This is a genomic window from Ensifer sp. D2-11 (assembly GCF_054161295.1).
Window position 1 is genome coordinate 977,020 of sequence record NZ_CP096433.1, and the last position, 19,297, is coordinate 996,316.

19 protein-coding genes and 1 pseudogene are annotated in these 19,297 nt (G+C 61.8%); 13 read left to right on the forward strand and 7 right to left on the reverse strand.

The genetic code is table 11. The features are described from left to right. Nucleotides 1-14: 14 nt before the first annotated feature. The 3 genes from M1D34_RS04655 to M1D34_RS04665 all read right to left on the reverse strand — a co-directional run bounded on the left by M1D34_RS04655 (nucleotide 15) and on the right by M1D34_RS04665 (nucleotide 2,632). Entirely contained in the window at nucleotides 15-254 is a 240-nt protein-coding gene (locus M1D34_RS04655) for a glycine zipper 2TM domain-containing protein (RefSeq protein WP_003533819.1), read from the reverse strand. A gap of 330 nt (nucleotides 255-584) precedes the next feature. Next, nucleotides 585-1,691, reverse strand: a complete 1,107-nt coding sequence (locus M1D34_RS04660; RefSeq protein WP_498780905.1) for a hypothetical protein — start codon at nucleotides 1,689-1,691, stop codon at nucleotides 585-587. 230 nt (nucleotides 1,692-1,921) lie between these two features. Further along, nucleotides 1,922-2,632 (reverse strand): DUF899 family protein, encoded by a 711-nt coding sequence (locus M1D34_RS04665; protein ID WP_498780907.1) that lies wholly within the window; start codon nucleotides 2,630-2,632, stop codon nucleotides 1,922-1,924. Between the two features lie 194 nt (nucleotides 2,633-2,826). On the opposite strand from M1D34_RS04665, the gene M1D34_RS04670 reads away from it, so the two are divergent. From M1D34_RS04670 to M1D34_RS04680, 3 genes are all read left to right on the forward strand, one after another. Continuing rightward, nucleotides 2,827-3,579 carry a pyridoxine 5'-phosphate synthase gene (locus tag M1D34_RS04670; protein ID WP_498780909.1) on the forward strand — a complete coding sequence of 251 codons (753 nt, stop codon included), beginning with the start codon at nucleotides 2,827-2,829 and terminating at the stop codon, nucleotides 3,577-3,579. A gap of 254 nt (nucleotides 3,580-3,833) precedes the next feature. After that, complete coding sequence (locus M1D34_RS04675) at nucleotides 3,834-5,849, forward strand: acyltransferase family protein (protein ID WP_498780911.1); 2,016 nt, start codon at nucleotides 3,834-3,836, stop codon at nucleotides 5,847-5,849. Nucleotides 5,850-5,886: 37 nt separating this feature from the next. Beyond that, nucleotides 5,887-6,567 (forward strand): LuxR C-terminal-related transcriptional regulator, encoded by a 681-nt coding sequence (locus tag M1D34_RS04680; RefSeq protein WP_498780913.1) that lies wholly within the window; start codon nucleotides 5,887-5,889, stop codon nucleotides 6,565-6,567. A gap of 63 nt (nucleotides 6,568-6,630) precedes the next feature. On the opposite strand, the gene M1D34_RS04685 is transcribed toward M1D34_RS04680, so the two are convergent. Then, entirely contained in the window at nucleotides 6,631-7,962 is a 1,332-nt protein-coding gene (locus M1D34_RS04685) for an SGNH/GDSL hydrolase family protein (protein ID WP_498780914.1), read from the reverse strand. Nucleotides 7,963-8,405: 443 nt separating this feature from the next. Between M1D34_RS04685 and M1D34_RS04690 the strand changes: the two genes are divergently transcribed. The 3 genes from M1D34_RS04690 to M1D34_RS04700 are packed head-to-tail and all read left to right on the forward strand — an operon-like array spanning nucleotide 8,406 to nucleotide 10,863. Further along, entirely contained in the window at nucleotides 8,406-8,837 is a 432-nt protein-coding gene (locus tag M1D34_RS04690) for a hypothetical protein (RefSeq protein WP_498780915.1), read from the forward strand. Nucleotides 8,838-8,867: 30 nt separating this feature from the next. Beyond that, nucleotides 8,868-9,017, forward strand: coding sequence for a DUF5989 family protein (locus M1D34_RS04695; protein ID WP_010975331.1), 150 nt, complete (start codon nucleotides 8,868-8,870; stop codon nucleotides 9,015-9,017). A 13-nt stretch (nucleotides 9,018-9,030) separates the two neighbouring features. Further along, nucleotides 9,031-10,863 (forward strand): carbamoyltransferase family protein, encoded by a 1,833-nt coding sequence (locus tag M1D34_RS04700; RefSeq protein ID WP_498780918.1) that lies wholly within the window; start codon nucleotides 9,031-9,033, stop codon nucleotides 10,861-10,863. Between the two features lie 123 nt (nucleotides 10,864-10,986). On the opposite strand, the gene M1D34_RS04705 is transcribed toward M1D34_RS04700, so the two are convergent. Further along, entirely contained in the window at nucleotides 10,987-11,487 is a 501-nt protein-coding gene (locus tag M1D34_RS04705) for a hypothetical protein (protein WP_498780920.1), read from the reverse strand. Between the two features lie 344 nt (nucleotides 11,488-11,831). On the opposite strand from M1D34_RS04705, the gene M1D34_RS04710 reads away from it, so the two are divergent. Continuing rightward, nucleotides 11,832-13,238: an aminotransferase-like domain-containing protein gene (locus tag M1D34_RS04710; RefSeq protein WP_318880225.1), complete on the forward strand. Its 1,407-nt coding sequence runs from the start codon at nucleotides 11,832-11,834 to the stop codon at nucleotides 13,236-13,238. A 186-nt stretch (nucleotides 13,239-13,424) separates the two neighbouring features. Next, entirely contained in the window at nucleotides 13,425-13,847 is a 423-nt protein-coding gene (locus M1D34_RS04715) for a DUF983 domain-containing protein (protein WP_318880224.1), read from the forward strand. A gap of 77 nt (nucleotides 13,848-13,924) precedes the next feature. On the opposite strand, the gene M1D34_RS04720 is transcribed toward M1D34_RS04715, so the two are convergent. Then, nucleotides 13,925-14,812, reverse strand: coding sequence for an SDR family oxidoreductase (locus tag M1D34_RS04720; protein WP_010969689.1), 888 nt, complete (start codon nucleotides 14,810-14,812; stop codon nucleotides 13,925-13,927). 164 nt (nucleotides 14,813-14,976) lie between these two features. On the opposite strand from M1D34_RS04720, the gene M1D34_RS04725 reads away from it, so the two are divergent. Beyond that, nucleotides 14,977-15,381: a winged helix-turn-helix transcriptional regulator gene (locus tag M1D34_RS04725; RefSeq protein ID WP_003533805.1), complete on the forward strand. Its 405-nt coding sequence runs from the start codon at nucleotides 14,977-14,979 to the stop codon at nucleotides 15,379-15,381. A 38-nt stretch (nucleotides 15,382-15,419) separates the two neighbouring features. Continuing rightward, nucleotides 15,420-15,539: pseudogene (locus tag M1D34_RS04730) on the forward strand (glycine zipper domain-containing protein); the annotation flags it as partial. A gap of 22 nt (nucleotides 15,540-15,561) precedes the next feature. Here M1D34_RS04730 and M1D34_RS04735 read toward each other — a convergent pair. Next, on the reverse strand, nucleotides 15,562-16,266 hold the full coding sequence (locus tag M1D34_RS04735; RefSeq protein ID WP_010969687.1) for an aspartate/glutamate racemase family protein: 705 nt from the start codon (nucleotides 16,264-16,266) through the stop codon (nucleotides 15,562-15,564). Nucleotides 16,267-16,469: 203 nt separating this feature from the next. Between M1D34_RS04735 and M1D34_RS04740 the strand changes: the two genes are divergently transcribed. The 3 genes from M1D34_RS04740 (at nucleotide 16,470) to M1D34_RS04750 (ending at nucleotide 19,261) form a co-directional block, all read left to right on the forward strand. Next, nucleotides 16,470-16,934, forward strand: a complete 465-nt coding sequence (locus M1D34_RS04740; protein ID WP_003533799.1) for an Lrp/AsnC family transcriptional regulator — start codon at nucleotides 16,470-16,472, stop codon at nucleotides 16,932-16,934. A gap of 131 nt (nucleotides 16,935-17,065) precedes the next feature. Next, nucleotides 17,066-18,334, forward strand: a complete 1,269-nt coding sequence (locus M1D34_RS04745; RefSeq protein ID WP_498780925.1) for an NAD(P)/FAD-dependent oxidoreductase — start codon at nucleotides 17,066-17,068, stop codon at nucleotides 18,332-18,334. An 84-nt stretch (nucleotides 18,335-18,418) separates the two neighbouring features. Continuing rightward, a complete protein-coding gene (locus tag M1D34_RS04750) occupies nucleotides 18,419-19,261 on the forward strand; it encodes a MurR/RpiR family transcriptional regulator (protein ID WP_127598614.1) in 843 nt (280 codons plus the stop codon). Nucleotides 19,262-19,297 lie beyond the last annotated feature (36 nt).

The window sequence follows — 19,297 nt, forward strand, 5'->3', positions numbered from 1 at the left end:
CCTGCTCCTTTGGGTCAGGTGCAGGTCAGGGCGCTGCCCGCTGCGCTGCCGAGTACGGCACCGCCGCCCACGGCCCAGAGCTGCCCGGTTCCCGAGCCGATGGTCGCGCCTGCCAGTCCACCGACGACCGCGCCACCGACGGTGCCCGCGATACAGCCGAACTCACCGGTCCGCCCCCCGGTCATCGAGGCGGTTTGGCAGCCGGATAAGGCGAGGCAGGCTGCGAGAGCGAGAGTGATCGTGCAATTCTTCATTTCTTCCTCCAAGCATTCCGCCCGTATGAAATACAGATCGTAGGAGGCGCCATTAAGTGGCGTCGAATGGAAAAGGACTTCCGAATATCTCCCTCGTAAGAAGAGGGTTCTTCTGTTCCATTGGAAGCTGCCTCTCGGCAAAACGCGCGGTCCATCTGAAAAGACGTGCGGACTGTCGGTAAATACTACCGCTGCCTATGAGTGAAAACAACTCTCGGGCCAGTTGATCACCGATCACCAATGGCAACATATGATGTCGGCCGTGATTGTGAGCTGGTCATATTTCCGTTTGGGGGCGGCTCGCCGGGTGAAGAACCACCTGTGAAGAGCTCAGTGACCGTTGATCTTGTGCGGACTGCTGACCGAGAGGATGAAGAAGGGCTCGTCGCCCTTGAGCGGCTTCAGCTTCTGCTGGCAGTTCCACGCCTCCTGGAAGCTGTCGCGCGTCAGCAGCTTGCGGTACCGCGCGGTCGCCGACATGCATTGCATCAGCGTGCTTTGCAGGCCCTCCAGTGCGGCATGAGCATAGATTTCGCCGTCCAGAGCGAAAAGCTGCGCCGCAAGCGAGGTGCTTTCGTAGAGGATGTCGCCCTCGCTATCGAGCCTGTCCGCGGTGATGAAGTCCTGGCGCAGGGGAATGCCTTCGCCGTCGTGGGAAAGCGTGACCCGGATTCCCGGCGCAGGCGCGTCATGCCAGGCGAGCGCGATGGAGAATGCTAGCGCCTGATTGCCGGAAGCCGGCTCACGGCCGCCGTCGGACGCGCTTGCCTTCGCAAGCGTTCCATGTCGAAGCGCCGCCTCGCGCAACTGGGCGGCAAATCGCCCGGTGCTCTTGTGCTGCGGGCCGGTCACGCTGATGCTGACGGAGGGAAGCCCCCGGACCGCGGCCATCGGACCATTGACGAGCTTGGCCTCGGCATCGATGTCGAGCGACATTTCCGATTCCGGCAGAGGAGCAAAAAGGAGAAGCGGCAGCACCGTGAGCACGGCCCAGGGAGAGGAGAAGGGGGCGGGCTGCCAGGGCGGCCTGCGCCCGGACTGCCGGCTGCGGGCGCCCGCGCTATCGTGACCTGAAGCCACAGGCACACTGGACGACTGCCGGCGATACTCCGGCACATAGGTCCCCTTTGGCATGACGATCTGCCATTCTTCGTCGGCGCCGTCCGTTTCGTAAAAGGCCTTGAGCAGCTTGCGCAGCTTGCCGGCATGGACGCGGACAAGCGGATCGCTGTCCGCATCGAAGGTCTGACTGCGTCCGAAAACATCGATGGCGATCGAGTAGCCCTTCAACTGGGCGCCTTCACCGAGCATCTCCTTTTCCACCACATAGGCGAGAAACGCGCGCAGCCGCTCGGAGCGCTGAAAGCCATTGCTGTCGAGAATCCGGGCGAGCGCTCGCCGGATCGTCTCGTTGCATGGCCTTTCGGCTGGCGTCATCGATGGCTCCAAGAGAAGATGCGGCTCAATGCCGGAAAAATGTTTTAGAACATAAGCAACCTTAACCTGATTCGGAACTTAGGCCCAAAGATGGTGGTTGTCAGGCCGCGCGCCAGAAAGCGCGTTTTTTTCAGGCTGAGCAGCAGAAATGCATCGATTCGCGGGCGCGCGCGACCGTCGCCTGCGCGGTCCTCTATGGACGGGCAGCGACGGTCCCTAAGACGGCCGGATCATCCGCCGCTGCTATATTCGAGTTTCGGGTACCAGTCGGCACCCCGGCCTTCGGGCGTGGTGTCGAGCAGGGTCCATAACGGGTCGGGATCGGGTGCGCCGCGCGGGTCCTGGCCCGGATCGGCCATCTCGCCGCTGATCTCCGCACTCCAGAAATGCCGGATCGTTCCGTCTCTACGCGTGAAGACCGTGTAGCCCGGAACGTCCTCATCCTCGGCACTGACATAGTCTCGGGTGAAGGCGCCGTCGCTATCGGAATAGACCTTCAATTGTGTCCAGCCGCGGGCCTTCTTTGCAGCGAGCAGTCTCTCCACCGGCGAACGGGCGACCATGGCGAGTGCCACGCGTTGCTCGATATCGGGCACCTTTCCCTCCCAGCCGGCCATCAGGGAGGTGCACATGGGGCAGGGCCTCTCGCGCTGCGGTCCGAACATATAGCTGTAGATGATGAGGGTATTCTTGTCGCCGAAGAGATCGGCAAGTGTGACGGGTCCGTTCTCACTCTCGAAACGATAGGTCTTGGTCACTTCGCCGCCCGGCGGCAGTCGCCTGCGCATCTCCGACACCCGCTCGATGTGGCGCCTCAATTCGATCTCCTCGGCGAGAAGCGCATTGCGCGCCCGGCGGTAGTCGGCACTTTCGTTGGGAAAGCGGGCGCGGTTTCGCGCTGCCAGCTCCTTAGCGGCGATCGGCGTCGTCTGCATGGTCATGTCTCACTCCTCCGGTTCGATATGGTGCGCTCGGCGATTAAGTTGATATCAACGTATCTGACCGCTGTCAAAGAGACGCGCTGCGCAGAACCGCGAATGAGCGATTCCTGTTTCCTGAAAACTGCGGTAGAACAGCGCCGTAGCCATCATTCGGCCCCTCGTGCAATTGGGGCGTCTCGTCTGAAAGTTCCGATATGCCTGCAAAGCTCTCCGTAAATCTCAATGCCATCGCCATGCTGCGCAACCGGCGTGATCTCCCCTGGCCATCCGTGACCGGCGTTGGTCGCACCGCCCTGCAGGCGGGGGCGAGCGGACTGACCGTTCACCCGCGTCCGGACCAGCGGCATATCCGCTTTTCCGATCTCCAGCCGATCCGCGACCTGATCGACGACGAGTTTCCGGCTGCGGAATTCAACATGGAGGGCTTTCCGAACGAGGCGTTTCTCGAACTGGTCGAGCGGCACGAACCGGAACAGGTGACACTGGTGCCGGACGATCCGGCGCAGGCGACCTCCGACCATGGCTGGGATTTTCGCAAGAGCCATAACCTGCTCGGCAACGTCGTCGGGCGGCTGAAGAAAAGAGGTTTCCGCGTCTCGCTGTTTGCCGACGGCATTCCCGACCCGGAGGCGCTGAAGCTTGCGAAGGAGACCGGGGCCGACCGCATAGAACTCTATACCGGACCCTATGGCGGCTGTTACGACGATCCGGAGAAAGCGGAGCGGATCGCGATCGAACTGGGCCGCACTGCGGAGATCGCGATCGGCCTTGGCCTGGCCGTCAATGCCGGCCACGACCTGACCGTCGCCAACCTGCCGTTGCTCGTCGAACACATTCCCGAACTCGCCGAAGTCTCGATCGGACACGGGCTGACGGCCGATGCGCTCGAATACGGAATGGCCGAGACCGTACGCCGCTTCCGCCGCGCCTGCGGCGAGACGGCTTAGGGATCCGATCGGGATGCAGTGAGACGGACGCGCATTATAGGTCGCGCGCCACTTCGACGAGCGGCCGCGCGCGCATGTTTCTTCCGGTATCGAACTGCGCCGGCCACTCGCCGACAGCGAGCGGGCTTAAAAACTCGCGCGCCTACACAATTGAATTCAGTTCGGCGCTTAGTTGTATTATAGAGTTCACCTTACAGCGTTATAGATTGAGTTATTTCGAATAAATTATTGCAGGTGCTCAGAGGGCCACTCACATGGAGTACCGAAAGGATGTTGACGGACTGCGGGCGATCGCAGTCCTTCCGGTCGTTTTGTATCATGCAGGCATTCCGGGCTTTTCCGGTGGGTTCGTGGGTGTCGATATCTTCTTCGTGATATCGGGCTTCTTGATCACGGGAATACTCCACAAGGAGCTTGCCGAAGGGCGCTTTTCGCTTGCCAGGTTTTACGAGCGGCGTGCCCGCCGAATTTTGCCGGCGCTTTTCGTCGTGGTGGCGACATGCCTTGCCGCCGGTTTGCTTCTCCTTCTGCCGGACATGCTGGTCGGCCTTGCGCGTTCTGCATTGGCGACGATGATGTTCGCGTCGAACATCTGGTTTTGGTTCTCGACCTCCGGCTATTTCGCGCCGAGTGCGGACTTGGAACCGCTGCTTCATACCTGGTCGCTGGCCGTCGAAGAGCAGTTCTATGTCGTCCTGCCGCTGCTCCTGTGGTGGCTCTACGGGAAGCCGCGCCGGGCCGTTCTCGGTGCGCTTGTCGGTCTCTGTATCCTCTCCTTCCTGCTTTCCGTCTGGGCCACGGGTCCCTATCCGCAGGAGAGTTTCTATTTCGCTCCGACGCGGGCCTGGGAGCTTGGACTTGGCATGCTCCTGGCGCTCGGCGTGTTTCCGGCCTGCCGGAACGCGCGGCTGGTCGAGGCGGTCGCGCTATCGGGGATCGCGGCAATCTTCATCGCCGTCGTGCTCTATGGCCCCGCGACGCCGTTTCCCGGCGTCGCCGCCGCGCTGCCATGCTTCGGAGCCCTGGCGCTGCTCTGGTCGGGTGAGCAACGGCAGACGGCTGTGGCGCGCATTCTGTCCAGCCCGGTGCCGGTGACGATCGGCCTCGTCTCCTATTCCCTCTATCTTTGGCATTGGCCGATCATCGTTTATTTCCGTTTGACCCTCGGTACGCTGGATCTTCCTTACACGCAGGCTTCATTTGCAATAGGCCTCTCCTTCGCCTGCGCCTTCGCGAGCTGGCGTTTGGTCGAAAGGCCCTTCCGTCGTCGGCCGCCGGTTGGATTTTCGCCGCAACGTATTTTCGCCTCCGCGCTCGGTGGCGCTGCCGTCCTCTCGGTCGTTTCAGTACTCGTAGACCTGCGGGAGGGTTTTCCGGAGCGGCTTCCGAACGATGTCCGGCTTGCCTACGCCGGGAGCCGCGATGTCGACGCGCGCCGCAGCCGATGTGACGGCAAGCTGCCTAAGAACGGACTGTGCCGCATCGAAGGCGAAGCAAGTCCGCTCTCCGATCGCAGGAACGATGTGCTCCTGTGGGGTGACTCCCATGCAGGAGCGCTGATGTCGGGCCTCGATTTCCTGATGGACGGCCGGAAACGAGGCGGCGCGGTCGCCTTCAAAGGCGCATGCCCGCCGATCCTCGGCGTGCAGCGGGTGGATCAAAAACACAGCCGTGATTGCGTCGCCTTCAACGAGGCCATCATGACCATGCTGGAGCAAAGCAGCGATTTTCCGGTCGTCGTCCTGAGCGCCCGTTGGCCGCTCGCAGCGAACGGCAAGCGCTATCCTGGCGAGACGGGGCGCCCGGCAGTGCTCGACCGTGTGGACTTCGAGGAGGCGAGCCACGGCACCGCCGAAAACTACGAGATTTTCAAGAGCGAGTTTTTGAGGACGGTTCGGGAGATCCGCGATACGGGGCGGCACGTCGTCATCGTGGACGGGATACCGGAGATCGGCTGGTCCGTTCCGCACGCGCTGGGGCTGCACCGCCTCATCGATGCCGACCTGCCGCCTCCGCCAACGCGGCAGGCGGTCGATGCACGCAGCGCCAAGGCGAATTCGGTCCTGGCGATTGCCGACGAAGACCCGGGCGTACAGCGCGTCAGCGCCGTGCCGCTCCTCTGTAATCCGGTCTGCGCTGTCGAGAAGAACGGCATCCCCTTGTATTCCGACGACGACCACCTTAGCGTTTACGGTGCGATGACCATCGTGCCGAGGATGTTCAAGGACCTCATGCCGAGCGAAACCAATCGCCGGTTCAGGCCCGGCTAGTAGTGTCCCGGAGCGGGGCCCCTTATCTCGGTGGGCAATGGACAAGGACGACCATCAACATCCCGGCTCATCCATCGGCCCGCGCATCGTTGTGGTCGCCGATCCTCCGACGGACCTGGACGAACTGTGCCGCCTGATCGATGCCGAGCCGGGGTGGCAAGTGATTGCAGCGTGCCGAACCGCCTCGGATGCGATCGAGGTCGTCTCTGCGAATCCCGTCGATCTCGTGGTCGCCGATCTAAACCTGCCGGAGATGGATGAGTTGGAGCTCGTTCACCGCTTCACCCGCGATCGACCCGACTTGTCCTGCGTCATCCTCGCAGTTGAAATGAACGATGAAGAACTTGCCGAGGCGACACGAAATGGCGTCAGTGGCGTGGTCCTCAAGGGACAGGCCCAGAGCGCTCTTGTCGATTGCATCCGGTCAGTGGTGGCGGGGCGCACCTATGTCGCTGGTCAAGGTTTGAATGCGGTGGTCAGCCGGATCCGGGAACGCGACGCCGAACGCCGCTCGATCTTGCAGAAATTGACGCCCCGCGAGCTGGAGATTTCGCGTCTGGCCGCCTCGGGGCTGCGCAGCCGCGAAATAGCCGCCAGGCTCGGAATATCCCCGGGCACCGTCAAACTCCATCTTCACAGCGTCTACAGGAAGCTCGACATCCAGACCCGCGTGGAACTCGCCAATCTCGCCCAAAGGCTGCAGCTCGGTCAGCGCTGACGGAGGACTTCAAACTCTCCTCTTCCTCATCCGGCTGTGGCATACCGTCTGCGAGCCTCCGTATTACTCGTTTTTTACGACTTCCCGAGCGCCGGGTGCCGCAGCGACCACGTGGCGCTGGATTTCATGCGCCGCGAACTCGGCTCCCGCCCGACTGAAATGGGCATCGGGTGCATACATCAGAAGGGGTTCGGCTTGGGCGCGGATCGCTTCATTGAGATCAATAACCTCGATCCCTTCCGCCGCGGCGGCATCGAGGACTTTCATCCTCAGTGGGTCGAAGGGCCGATCGGATGAGAACGGACCCATGAAACGATCTATCCTGGGCACGTAGATCAGGGTGAAGGAGCCGCCCCAACTCGCGGTAAGTTCCTTCGCTCGATGCAAGATGCGTCTGAACTCCGGGTTGCTCGGAGTGATCTTCGGATAAACCAGCCCGAGCCGCGTGAGGGTTTGCTGCAGGGCGACAAAATTGCGGAACAAAGCTGTCCTCGTGAGAAGGTCCAAGCCCGTCACCGGGGTGTTCTTGTGTTCTGTCAATGCGTTTCGGGCCTCGTGCATGGATTCCTGCACGGTGGATTGCAAACCGAAATCCGCATCCGGAGACAGCGCCGTGCGGAGCCACGGCACCGCAAGTTCGCGTTCTAAATTCTCCCAGTCATTGCCTTCGAAGAAGACCATCATCACACGGCGGGGGCGCAAAATGGCGCCAAAGCGGCCGAGTGTTGCGAGTTCGGTCAGGGGGCCGTTTCCGCGTATGCCTATGCTCGCGGCACTGATGCCGCCGGCCCGCAGCCGGGAAGCGAGGTCGTCGCCCGGGGGCAGGCAAAAGCCCTCTACGAAAGAGTCTCCAAGAAGCATCAGGTCCAACTGGCCGTCATAGACATGGTCGGGATTGTTGAAGCCGTGTCGGTCCGCGGTGTAGCTCACGAGGCCGTTGCCGGACGTGCACAGCACCACTTGCGCCGAGGGGAAGCCCGACAGCAGCGCCTTGGGCAGTTCGTCGGTGCCGGAGACACGGTTCAGGTATCTCAGTGTGAAGCCGGGAACCATATTCTCGTTGCGCCTGAGCGTCTCGGCCTGCGCTTCGCTGAGTTGGCCGAACATTCCCAAGCGGACGGTCACCGCCGAGACCGTATGCATCGCCTCGAAAAGGAAAAGGCCCAGCAACATGCTCGAACCGCAGACACCCGCAAGGACCGACAAATTGGGCCTCGCAAACAGGCCCACCGCGATGAACGCTGCCGCAAGCAGACCAGGGACGAGTACGTAGCGGATGAAGTGCGGGGCTTCTGCCGCGAACACGTGGTAATGCAGCAACGCGTAGAGGGGACTCAGCAACAGATACAGGGCGGGAAGCACGCATACTGCAAGCCCGAGATGCCGCTTTGTCATGATGTTATACCCTCTCTCGCAAATCGTTAAGCAAATTAGGGACTTGCGGGGACGCCTCGCTCGGAGCCTCTTATCCTGCTCGTCTTAAGTGACGTCTTGGCTGATAAAAGTCTTAATCCCTTTTGATGGAACTCAAATAAATTGCTTCAGAATAGAACCTGTGCGCGTATTCTTTCGTCGCGAATATACGAATTTTTTCCGAATGAGTCTCAACCAAAATTTGGGGAGGTTTGAAGTGTGCGTGGCGGCGCGTGTAACGCTGCCAGCTGCGTTTCGGCGGCGCGGGTGAAGGGTGCTCCTATATCCAATGGTATATTGACCCGAAGGATTGCCCCTTGTTCTATACGCTTTGTCTTATCTATTTTATTGCAACAACGCGACCGCAATTCGCAATCAGTAGTATTTTGCATAGATATTAGCACTCGCCGTCTGGGAAGTGCCCAATGAACAATTCGCATGAATCCTTTCCGGGACACACCGTGGAGGGGCCGTCGAACCGGAGCTTCGGCTATACCGTTGGCGGCATCCTCCTTGGTATCGTGCTCGTGAGGTGGCTGATCACCGGGTCACTATCGTCCATCTCCGTAGGACTTGCCGCTATCGGTATGGTCCTTGTCCTGTTGGCGCTTGCTTTCCCCAACTCACTTTCGGTACCGAACCGGCTTTGGATGCGGCTCGGTCTACTGATGTTCAAGGTCGTCAATCCTGTTGTGATGCTGCTGATCTACGGCACGGCCATCGTGCCTATGGGATTGTTCCTGAAGTGGCGCGGCTACGATCCGCTCGCAGCCTCCTTGGACAAGTCTGCCGACACATATTGGACGACGCGGGAACAAAACGAACCTGACCCGGCGACGATGCGCAATCAGTTCTGATCGTTCGGGTTCACGAGTGGAGGAAACGGGATGGAACTGGTACGCGAACTCTGGACCTATATGGGTATCCGCAAGAAGTTCTGGCTGCTGCCGATCTTCATCGTCCTCGGCGTCTTTGGCGCATTGGTCGTGCTGACGCAGGGTACCGCGGTGGCACCGTTCATCTACACCTTGTTCTGAGCCGGCCGGTCCCATGCGTATTCTAGGTATCTCGGCGTTTTACCACGACAGCGCGGCAGCGATGATTGAGGACGGACGCATCGTCGCCGCGGCGCAGGAGGAGCGGTTCACCCGCAAGAAGCACGATGCCGACTTTCCTGCCAATGCAGTGGCCTATTGCCTGTCTGCCGCCGAGTGCGAAATGACGGAGGTCGACCATGTCGTCTTCTACGACAAGCCGATCCTGAAGTTCGAACGGTTGCTGGAGACCTACCTCGCCACAAGTCCGCGCGGCTTCCGCTCCTTCAGGATGGCGATGCCGCTTTGGATCAAGGAAAAGCTTTTTCAAAAGAAGCTGTTGCGCAGGTATCTAGGCAAGCTTGCCGGAGTGAAGGAATGGCCCGGCTCGCTCCTGTTCACGGAGCATCATCTGGCGCACGCGGCCAGTGCCTTCTTTCCGTCGCCTTTTGCGAGCGCCGCGGTGTTGACGATGGACGGAGTCGGAGAATGGTGCACCACGTCGCTGGGGCATGGCCGCGGCAAGGACCTCGACATACTTAAGGAAATTCGCTTCCCACATTCGCTGGGTCTGCTTTATTCCGCATTTACTTACTATACGGGTTTCAAGGTCAACTCCGGCGAATATAAAGTGATGGGCCTGGCACCCTATGGACGCCCGTTATTCGTACAGAAAATACTGGATCACCTGATCGACTTGAAGGAGGACGGTTCGTTCCGCCTCGACCAGCGCTATTTCGACTACTGCGCCGGTCTCACCATGACGTCTCCTGCCTTTCATGAACTGTTTGGCGCCGAACCACGAAGACCGGAATCGCCCCTGACCCAGCGCGAGATGGATCTCGCCGCTTCGGTGCAGGCGGTCACGGAAGAAGTCGTTCTGAAGCTCGCCCGTTTTGCCCGTCAGGAAACCGGCGAGCGTCACCTTTGTCTCGCCGGTGGCGTTGCGCTGAATTGCGTTGCAAACGGCAAGCTCCTCAAGAAGCGGATTTTCGACGACATCTGGATCCAGCCGGCGGCTGGTGATGCGGGCGGGGCGGTCGGCTCGGCGTTGGCGGCGTGGCACGGCTATCTCGGTAACGGGCGATCCCCAGACGGTCGAGACCGCATGACAGGTGCCTATCTTGGCCCGGCTTTCGACCAACGGGAGGTCGAGAAGCGGCTGACTGCCAGTGGCGCGGTCTACACGGTCTTGAGCGACGACGATCTGATCGCCCGTACCGTTGACGCGATCGTCGATGAGAAGGCGGTCGGATGGATGCAGGGGCGCATGGAGTTCGGACCGCGGGCCCTGGGTGGACGGTCGATACTGGGCGATCCGCGCTCGCCGACGATGCAGAAGACGCTCAACCTGAAGGTCAAATATCGGGAGAGCTTCCGCCCCTTTGCCCCCTCCGTCAGACGCGAGGACGTGGCGGAGTGGTTCGATGTCGACGTCGACAGCCCCTATATGCTGCTTGTCGGCGACGTACTCGATCGCCACAGGCTGCCTCTCGGTGCCGACGAGGCGGCATTGTTCGGCATAGACCGCCTGAACGTTCCGCGATCAGGTATCCCAGCCGTCACGCATGTAGATTATTCCGCCCGGGTGCAGACGGTCCATCGCGACACCAATCCACGCTATTGGGAACTGTTAAGCGCGTTCAAACAGCGAACCGGCTGTCCCGTCTTGGTCAACACCAGCTTCAACGTCCGCGGTGAGCCGATCGTCTGCACCCCGGAGGATGCTTTCCGCTGCTTCATGGGAACCGAGATCGAATGCCTTGTGGTGGGCAACTGCTTCTTGCGGAAAGAAGATCAGCCCTCGAACTTGCGGCAGGACTACAAAGAGCGCTTTGAGCTCGACTAGATCACGATGTTTTTAGGTCGGGTCGACCTAAAAACATGAACGTGATCGATTCCAGGAAGTTTGAGCGGGATGCGGGCGGAAACCGCACATACTTTCCTCATCCCAACCTTGCGCAGATTTGCGTCAGATACAGCTGTCGGACGTTTGCAACTGAAAAGAGGTCCTTCCGGCCGCATCAGTGGCACGCCAGCCGAGGCGGTTTCCAGTGCGGGCAGGCGTGGCAGCCTGTGGCTTTGCGTCAGGCGTGCGGGCGTCTCTCTCGGACAGGGTGCGGCTTTCCAGCCTTGAAATGGCCATGCCAACGGGCGCGATGAGCTTGGAAGCTATGCCGCAGCGAACTGCCAGGCGACGGAAAAATCTGGTCGCGGCATAAATTTCCTCGGCGAAAAGCACTGCGTCGCGAACGCGGGTCTTGTCCCTGACGTCGACGTAAAGCACGCCGGGGATCGTCAACGGCAGAGTTACTACGATCGGGTCCAGGACCAAATCCACGGCCCTAGGGGTAACACCGTTGAGAATGAAAACTACGAGACCGGACTGGCTTGCCCAATAGCCGGTCAAGATCAGTTCAGCAGGCAGGTAGCCGCCAGACTGGACAATCTCGATAACGCGTCGCGTTTGCATGTTTCTGCCCACGTCAATGAAAAGAGGGCCGAGGCCAATATTAATAAAGGCAAGGCGCCGGGTGGCGCGTGATCGCTTCAAATTTTGATGAATGCTGATGTCTATGCTTCAAGTACGCCACAGAGACTATCGTCATCATACCGCTTGCACCATATGCCCTTGGATATATATCCCGGCACAGCATTTTGGGCAAAGATCGATTATATCGCGTGACGTTGGCGGCTCCCGCGGGGCAGGCATGCGACCGACAGCCGCGCACGCGCCAACTCTCTCTCGAGGACGATCTTGCGCGCCAATTGGGGTCCATGCAATATCCATACATTGCAAGAACTCGAAAGGCTCCGATGGCCGTGGATCGCGTGGAGGTTTCCTGGGTGCCGGCCCTCGGCAGGGCGGGAGGGCCGCTGTATCTCGCAATTGCCGACGAGATCGCCGCGGACATCGCGGCGGGCCGGCTGGAGGATGGAGTGCGCCTGCCGCCGCAGCGCGCTCTGGCGGCCGCGCTCGGCATCGACTTTACAACCGTCAGCCGAGCCTACAACGAAGCGCGCCGGCGCGGCCTGGTCGAAGGTCGCGTGGGGCAGGGTACCTATGTCACGGCTCGGCGGAGGAGCGCGGTACGTCCCTCCTCGGGCGGTCTGGCGGGCAGTCTCGTCGACATGAGCATGAACCTGCCGCCGCTCTTCGACGACCCGGCCCTGTCGGAGAAGATGTGGGCGGATGTTGCGGCTCTCGATCAGCGTGGTCCCGAACTGCTGATGCGCTATCAGCCTGTCGGCGGCGCGGAGCGGGACAGGGCTGCGGGTGCGGCCTGGCTCAAGCCGCGGCTCGGCGATCTTCAAGCCGATCGGTTGGTCGTCTGTACAGGAGCGCAAGGGGCTCTGCTTGCGAGCGTCGGGATGCTGGCGACGAAGGGCGACAGGATCTGCGCCGAGGCGCTTACCTATCCCGGCCTCCGCTCACTGGCGGCGCATATGGGTATCGAACTCGTGAGCGTCGGGATCGACCGCAACGGGATATTGCCTGACGCCTTCGAGGAGGCGTGCGCCCGGTACAAGCCGAAGGCTCTTTACTGCAATCCGACCCTTCACAATCCGACGACCGCGACGCTTCCGCTCGAACGCCGCGAGGCGATCGTGGCGATCGCACGCCGCCATGGCGTGGTCGTAATCGAGGACGACGCCTACGGCGCATTGCCCGCGAACCCCGTTCCCCCGCTGGCCGCGCTCGCGCCGGACCTCGTCTTTCACATAGCAGGCCTTGCCAAGTGCCTCTCGCCGGCGCTCCGCATCGCCTATCTGGCCGCGCCTGACCGATCGGCGGCCGTCCGCCTCGAAGGGGCGATTCGAGCGACAGTCGGCATGACGTCTCCGCTTTCCGCGGCCATCGCCACGCGCTGGCTGGAGGAGGGAACGGCGCAGGCGGTCCTGGCAGCGATCCGCACGGAAGCCGGCGCGCGCCAGCGGATCGCGATCAAGAGCCTCGGTGGTGCCGATCTTCTCGCCGATCGCGAGGGTTTTCATCTTTGGCTGAAGCTGCCTTCCCGGTGGAGCCGCGGCGAGTTCACGGCGCAACTGCGAACGGCCGGGATCGGCGTCGTCGCCAGCGATGCCTTCGCGATCTCCGACCCACCGGAAGCCGTCCGGCTCGGTCTCGGCGCTGCGCGGACACGCGATGAACTGCGGCATAGCCTGGACGTCATCGCCGGTCTGCTCGCTCAGTCCCCAGCGGCCCATAACCTCATCGTTTAAAGGTGATACTCCTGTGCGAAGGTGCTGCGTGGAATTGCCGCGCCCCTGAATGCATACAATTTATTGTTCTTGTATGGTTTGTATGTCATATTTTTTGGGTCGCCCAAGCGGGTGGTGCCCGGCCGACGGGAACGTCTCGCAAGGTTGCGGGTTTGCGGGGCACGCAGAAGACTGAAAGGAAGAACGATGCCGGATCAAGAGTGGCCGCCTCTATCGCCGCTGCATACGGGATTGCGCGGTCGCTGCCCCCGTTGCGGCCAGGGGCATATGTTCGATGGCTTCCTGAAGCTCAGGCGAGGATGCGAAGTCTGCGGGCTGGACTATTCCTTCGCCGATCCCGCGGACGGGCCTGCTTTCTTCGTCATCTGCTTTGCCTGCGTGCCGAGCGTTTTTCTCGGCGTGTGGCTGGAGGTGCAATACAACGCACCCCTTTGGGTCCATCTCCTGGTCACCGGGCCGTTCATGCTCCTGACCTGCATTCCGCCGTTGAGGCCGCTAAAGGGGTGGTTGGTGGCGAGCCAGTATTTCTACAAGGCCGAGGAGGGCAGGGTGGCTCGCCGGGCCGCAGCTTCCGCGCCGGAGAGTTCGAGCGAGACCGCCCTGCGCTGAACGCCGACCTCGGTCACTACCCTCGAATCAGCCCAGAAAAGGCCCGGTCGTTTTGCCGGGCCTCCTGCGACCTATGATCAGTGGGCGAGCGCCGCCCTATTCGCCTCCAGGAAGGAGGCAAGGTCGATGGGGTGCCTGCCGGTAAGGCCGGCGGTGTCGTCGGTTACGATGTCGAAATGTCCTTTGCGGGTATTGGCGTCGAAGGAGACGAGGATCGGAACGAAGAAGTCCGGCAGACCCGCATTCTTGAGACCGCCGGCCAGTGCTTCGTCAGAGACATGGACGACCTCGAGCTTCTTGCCCGTGGCTTTGGCAACAAGGGCGGCGATCTCGCCGGTTGTGAGAGCCTGCGTTCCGGTCAGGGTGTAAGTGCGGCTTTCCGCCGAGTCCGACTGGAGAGCGGAAGCGGCGGCCGCGGCAAGGTCACGGCGCCCGATGTGGGAAATACGGCCATCGCCGGCGGAGGAGAACCATTGTCCTGCCGCGAGTGCGTGCGGGAGCGACAGGAGGAGGTTTTCCATGTACCAGGCGTTACGCAGAATCGTGTAGGGAATCCCCGTCGCCTTGATGGCTTCTTCGGTGCCGAGATGGTCGGACGCGAAAGGGATCACCGAAGCTTCCGGCTGCGGCATCGACGTATAGAGGATGTGCTTCACCGCCGCCTTCCTGGCCGCCTCGACGGCGGCAAGGTGCTGCTTCAGACGCTTGCCCGGTTCGTTGAGAACATCCGTCGAAATGATGAGTATTCGGTCGGCGCCGGCGAAGGCCCGCTCGAGCGAAGCCGGATCGTCGAAATCGGCGGCACGGGTCTCCACGCCCTTCGCTGCGTAGTCCGCCAGTTTGGCAATGTCCCGGCTGGTGGCGATAATATCGGCCGGCTTCGTCTTGCCGGATGCCAGGAGGGCATCGAGCACGAGTTTGCCGAACTGGCCGGCGGCGCCGGTTACGAGCAGTCTTCCAGACATGATTTTCCTTTTTTTTCCACTTCAGCGCGTTGTTCAGCATGTCCTGTCGACATGAGCTCATGCCGAAAGCTGGTCTCTTTTTGAGAGTTGCTCTTATCCCGTGATCTGCTAAGAGCTGTAAAGGAGGCAGTTTTTTCTGCCGTGGTTACGGAAAGGGTACCGCCATGACCAGGGCGTCGGGCACGTTGAAGGGCGAGCGGGTGGCAGTCGTCTGCGGCATGCCTGTGGACATCGACAATTGTCCGGTGCGGGACGTGATGGACAATATCGGCGGTAAGTGGAACTCGCTGATGATTCTGTCGCTCGCCGACGGTCCCTTGCGGTTCTCGCAGCTCAGGCGGCTCATCCCGGACATTTCACAGCGGATGCTGACCCAGACGCTGCGTGACCTGCAGCGTGATGGCTATCTGCGCCGTACCGTTTACCCGACGCAGCCCCCGAGCGTGGAATACAGCCTCACGGATCTCGGCCGCTCATTCCTTGCCGTCCTAAGGGTCTTCGTCGACTGGTCGCTAGAGAACCACCAGGCTATCCGACAGGCACGGGCGGAGTACGACGACGCGCAATAGGCGGATTGTCGCCACAGGCCTGTGGTATCGCCACGCTCATGGCAATCGGCATTGCAATCGGCGTAGGTGTTGGGGCAGCCGTGGGGTCCGCGCTCGACAATGTCGCGCTGGGCATCACGATCGGCATCGCTCTCGGTGCTGCGCTGGGCCTCCTATATCCAGCGCCGTTAGGCAGGCAGCTTACTGCCGGTCGCGAAGCGAGAATTCGACCGCCGCCTCGGCGTGGATGGCGGTGGAATCGAAGCCCGGGAGCGGCAAATCGGCCGGATCGAGAAGGAGGCAGATTTCGGTGCAGCCGAGAATGACGGCGTCCGCACCTTCCGCTTTTGCTTTCTCGATGAGCCCGATCACTGCCGAGCGCGAGGCGTTCAGCACTTGGCCGGCGCAGAGCTCGTCGAAGATCACGTTGTGGGTCAGTGTCCGCCCATCGGCATCCGGTACCATCAGGTCGATATCATGTGTCTTCATGCGCTCGGCATAGAAGCCTTGTTCCATCGTGTAGCGTGTGGCGAGCAACAGGGGCTTGCGGCTGCCGGCGGCTTTCAGGCGCAGTGCCGTTTCGTCGATGATGTTGATCAACGGGACGTCGACCGAGGCATGCACCGCGTCGGCAATGAGGTGCATTGTGTTGCTGCAGATCAGGATGCAGTCCGCGCCGCCGGCGACGAGCCCGCGGGCAACATCGGAGAGAAGCAGGGCGGCGTCGTCCCAATGGCCGGCTCTCTGCAGGTCCACGATCCGCTGGAAGTCGACGGAATGCAGAAGCACTTCCGCCGAATGTAATTTGCCACGTCGCCTGCGCACGGCCTCGTTGACCAGGCGATAGTAGACTGCCGAGCTTTCGAAGCTCATGCCGCCGATGAGGCCGATTTTCCGCATTTCCATCGTCGCGTTCCCTGCTGCTGTCCTGTGGCCGGTCGGGAACGCTTCGCCACGTTCCCCGTTCCATTGCTAGATTATCGTGCGGGCCCGGTCGCATGTGTTTGCTTTGATCGGCGCTTGGCCAAATTTTAGCAAGCCGTTTGCGCCAAATCCGAATGTTCCGAAAAATTTCGGCGCACTCTATGGCAAGAGCAAGGAGTCGGAGCGTGCTTGACGAGAGAGACCGGAAGCTGCTCATGCTTCTGCAGCAGGATGCGAGCGTCGCCATGGGCGACCTTGCCGAGAGGGTGAGTCTTTCGCTTTCCGCCTGCTCGCGGCGCATTCAGCGGCTGGAGGAGGCGGGCTATGTTACCCGGCGCATCGTCGTACTCGACCGGGAAAGGATGGGCGTGCCGACCACGGTTTTTGCGCTGATCAAGACGGCGCATCACTCCGACGACTGGATCGAAAAGTTCCGCAGGGCCATCAGCGACATTCCGGAGATCGTAGAGGCGCACCGGCTGACCGGCAATTACGATTACATCGTCAAGGTGGTTCTGCCGAGGGTCGAACATTACGACGTCGTCTACAAGCAGATCGTGCGGAAGGTGGAGCTTTTCGACGTTTCCGCGTCGATTTCGATGGAAGTCCTGAAAAGTGGCACCGCAGTGCCCGTCGGCTATGCCGAGTAGGGCCGCCGAAACATCACGCGAAGACCATCCGCGGATGCAATGCAGCCATGCCGGGCGAAGGCTTGCGCTCCGGCTTGTGGAGTTGAACAGTCTTGCCAGCCTGAGCGGGATGAGGAACAGGACGGAAGACCATGCAGGAAAGACATCATGTCGTCGTGGTCGGCGGAGGTTTCGGCGGGCTGCAACTCGTCAACGACCTCAAGGGTGCGCCGGTCAAGGTCACGCTGATCGACCGGCGCAATCATCACCTCTTCCAGCCGCTGCTTTACCAGGTGGCGACCACGGTGCTTGCGACTTCGGAGATCGCATGGCCGATCCGCCGGCTCTACCGCGACCGACAGGAGGTGACGACGCTGCTCGGCGAGGTGACGGGCGTCGACACGATTGCGAAGGAAGTGACGCTCGCGCATGGGCATTCGGTCCCCTACGACACGTTGGTGTTGGCGACCGGCGCAACGCACGCCTATTTCGGCCACGATGAATGGGCGGCGGTCGCGCCCGGGCTCAAGACACTGGAGGATGCGACGACCATTCGCCGCCGCGTGCTCATCGCCTTCGAGCAGGCGGAGGTGGAGGAGGACCCCGCCAGGCGCGATGCGCTGCTGACGTTCACGATCATCGGCGCAGGACCGACGGGGGTCGAGCTTGCGGGCATCATCGCCGAAATGGCCCATCGAACGCTGCCCGGCGAGTTCCGCCGGATCGATACGCGTTTGGCCCGCGTGGTGCTCGTCGAAGCCGGCCCGCGCATTCTTCCCGCCTTCAGCGAGGAGCTTTCCGCCTATGCTTCCCGCGAACTGGAGAAGCTTGGCGTCGAGGTGCTGACGGGCACGCCGGTGACCGACTGCACCGACGAGGGGGTCACGATAGGCGAGAGCTTCGTCCCGAGCCGGACGCTCGTCTGGGCGGCGGGGGTCCAGGCCTCACCTGCAGCCAGATGGGTCGGCGCCGACGCGGACCGCGCCGGCCGCGTTAAGGTCGGGCCCGATCTGACCGCGCCGGACCACACGGACATCTTCGTCATCGGCGATACGGCATCGGTCATTCAGGAAGGCGGCAAGCCGGTGCCCGGCATCGCGCCCGCGGCCAAGCAGCAGGGAGCCTATGTCGCCCAGGTGATCCGTGGCCGGCTCACGGGCTCGCCGGCCCCGGGGCCGTTCCGCTACCGGCACCAGGGAAGCCTGGCCACCATCGGCAAGCGCGCGGCGATCATCGATTTCGGCCGGATCAAGCTCAAGGGATCGCTCGCCTGGTGGATCTGGGGCATTGCCCACATCTACTTCCTGATCGGTACCCGCAGCCGCTTTGCCGTGGCCTGGAGCTGGCTATGGACCTATCTGAGCGGCCAGCACAGCGCCCGACTGATCACGCAGAAGGATACGCTTCGGGAGGAGAGGTGACCGCGGGAGCGGATCTTCCACCTATTGCCAAGGCCGGACGAAAATCGGACAGTCCCGTGAAACGACAGTTTCATGAGAGTGCCGATGGCTGCCAAAGAACGATCCTTCCTCGCTCGTGTCCGCGAAATTCTGCCGGAGCTGCACCCGGCCGAGCGGCGGCTCGGCGATTTCCTCTGTGATTTTCCGGGGGAAATAGCGAGCTATTCCGCGCAGGAGCTGGCGGCTTTGGCCCATGTGTCGAAAGCGACCGTGTCGCGCTTCGTTCAGCGTCTCGGCTATGAAAACTACGAGGAAGCGCGGCGGCACGCGCGCGCGGACAAGCAGACCGGGTCGCGCCTCTTTCTGGCGACCGCCACCGACGCCGACGGCCGGCAATCGGTCGCAGCGCATGTCGCCCAGGGCGTCGCCAATCTCGAAGCCACGTTCCTCGCGATCGGCGAGGCTGAGATCGATGCGGCTGCCACAGCCATCCTGGAGGCACGCAAGGTGTGGGTCATCGGCTTTCGCGCCAGCCATTCCTTCGCCACCTACCTGCAATGGCAGCTCACGCAGGTGATCGAAAACATCGCTGCCATTCCCGGAGGCGGGCAGACGCTCGGCGAGCATCTGGTCAGCATCGGGCCCGACGACGTCGTCGTTCTCTTCGGCCTGCGGCGCCGCGTCGCTCTGATGGAGCAACTCATGGCGCAGGTGGAAAGAACCCAGGCGAAGTTGCTCTACATCACCGATGAAGGCGTGCCTCTCCTGAGCCGTGCGGCTTGGCACTTCCGTTGCCAGACGCTGGCGCCGGGACCGCTTTTCAACCACGTGTCGGTGATGGCGCTCTGCCATCTCCTGACCACGCGCTGCATCGAGACCGCAGGCGTGGCCGGCCGGAACCGGCTGCGCGGTATCGAGGCACTGAACGACACGCTGGAAGAGCTGTGAGTCCGCTGAATGCAGGCCGCGACGGCTTATGGAGCT

What these genes read in the sequence shown, in the direction of transcription:
- M1D34_RS04655 (WP_003533819.1), bottom strand. Translation starts at nt 254, where the DNA reads ATGAAGAATTGCACGATCACTCTCGCTCTCGCAGCCTGCCTCGCCTTA.
- M1D34_RS04660 (WP_498780905.1), bottom strand. Translation starts at nt 1,691, where the DNA reads ATGACGCCAGCCGAAAGGCCATGCAACGAGACGATCCGGCGAGCGCTC.
- M1D34_RS04665 (WP_498780907.1), bottom strand. Translation starts at nt 2,632, where the DNA reads ATGACCATGCAGACGACGCCGATCGCCGCTAAGGAGCTGGCAGCGCGA.
- M1D34_RS04670 (WP_498780909.1), top strand. Translation starts at nt 2,827, where the DNA reads ATGCCTGCAAAGCTCTCCGTAAATCTCAATGCCATCGCCATGCTGCGC.
- M1D34_RS04675 (WP_498780911.1), top strand. Translation starts at nt 3,834, where the DNA reads ATGGAGTACCGAAAGGATGTTGACGGACTGCGGGCGATCGCAGTCCTT.
- M1D34_RS04680 (WP_498780913.1), top strand. Translation starts at nt 5,887, where the DNA reads ATGGACAAGGACGACCATCAACATCCCGGCTCATCCATCGGCCCGCGC.
- M1D34_RS04685 (WP_498780914.1), bottom strand. Translation starts at nt 7,962, where the DNA reads ATGACAAAGCGGCATCTCGGGCTTGCAGTATGCGTGCTTCCCGCCCTG.
- M1D34_RS04690 (WP_498780915.1), top strand. Translation starts at nt 8,406, where the DNA reads ATGAACAATTCGCATGAATCCTTTCCGGGACACACCGTGGAGGGGCCG.
- M1D34_RS04695 (WP_010975331.1), top strand. Translation starts at nt 8,868, where the DNA reads ATGGAACTGGTACGCGAACTCTGGACCTATATGGGTATCCGCAAGAAG.
- M1D34_RS04700 (WP_498780918.1), top strand. Translation starts at nt 9,031, where the DNA reads ATGCGTATTCTAGGTATCTCGGCGTTTTACCACGACAGCGCGGCAGCG.
- M1D34_RS04705 (WP_498780920.1), bottom strand. Translation starts at nt 11,487, where the DNA reads ATGCAAACGCGACGCGTTATCGAGATTGTCCAGTCTGGCGGCTACCTG.
- M1D34_RS04710 (WP_318880225.1), top strand. Translation starts at nt 11,832, where the DNA reads ATGGCCGTGGATCGCGTGGAGGTTTCCTGGGTGCCGGCCCTCGGCAGG.
- M1D34_RS04715 (WP_318880224.1), top strand. Translation starts at nt 13,425, where the DNA reads ATGCCGGATCAAGAGTGGCCGCCTCTATCGCCGCTGCATACGGGATTG.
- M1D34_RS04720 (WP_010969689.1), bottom strand. Translation starts at nt 14,812, where the DNA reads ATGTCTGGAAGACTGCTCGTAACCGGCGCCGCCGGCCAGTTCGGCAAA.
- M1D34_RS04725 (WP_003533805.1), top strand. Translation starts at nt 14,977, where the DNA reads ATGACCAGGGCGTCGGGCACGTTGAAGGGCGAGCGGGTGGCAGTCGTC.
- M1D34_RS04735 (WP_010969687.1), bottom strand. Translation starts at nt 16,266, where the DNA reads ATGGAAATGCGGAAAATCGGCCTCATCGGCGGCATGAGCTTCGAAAGC.
- M1D34_RS04745 (WP_498780925.1), top strand. Translation starts at nt 17,066, where the DNA reads ATGCAGGAAAGACATCATGTCGTCGTGGTCGGCGGAGGTTTCGGCGGG.
- M1D34_RS04750 (WP_127598614.1), top strand. Translation starts at nt 18,419, where the DNA reads ATGGCTGCCAAAGAACGATCCTTCCTCGCTCGTGTCCGCGAAATTCTG.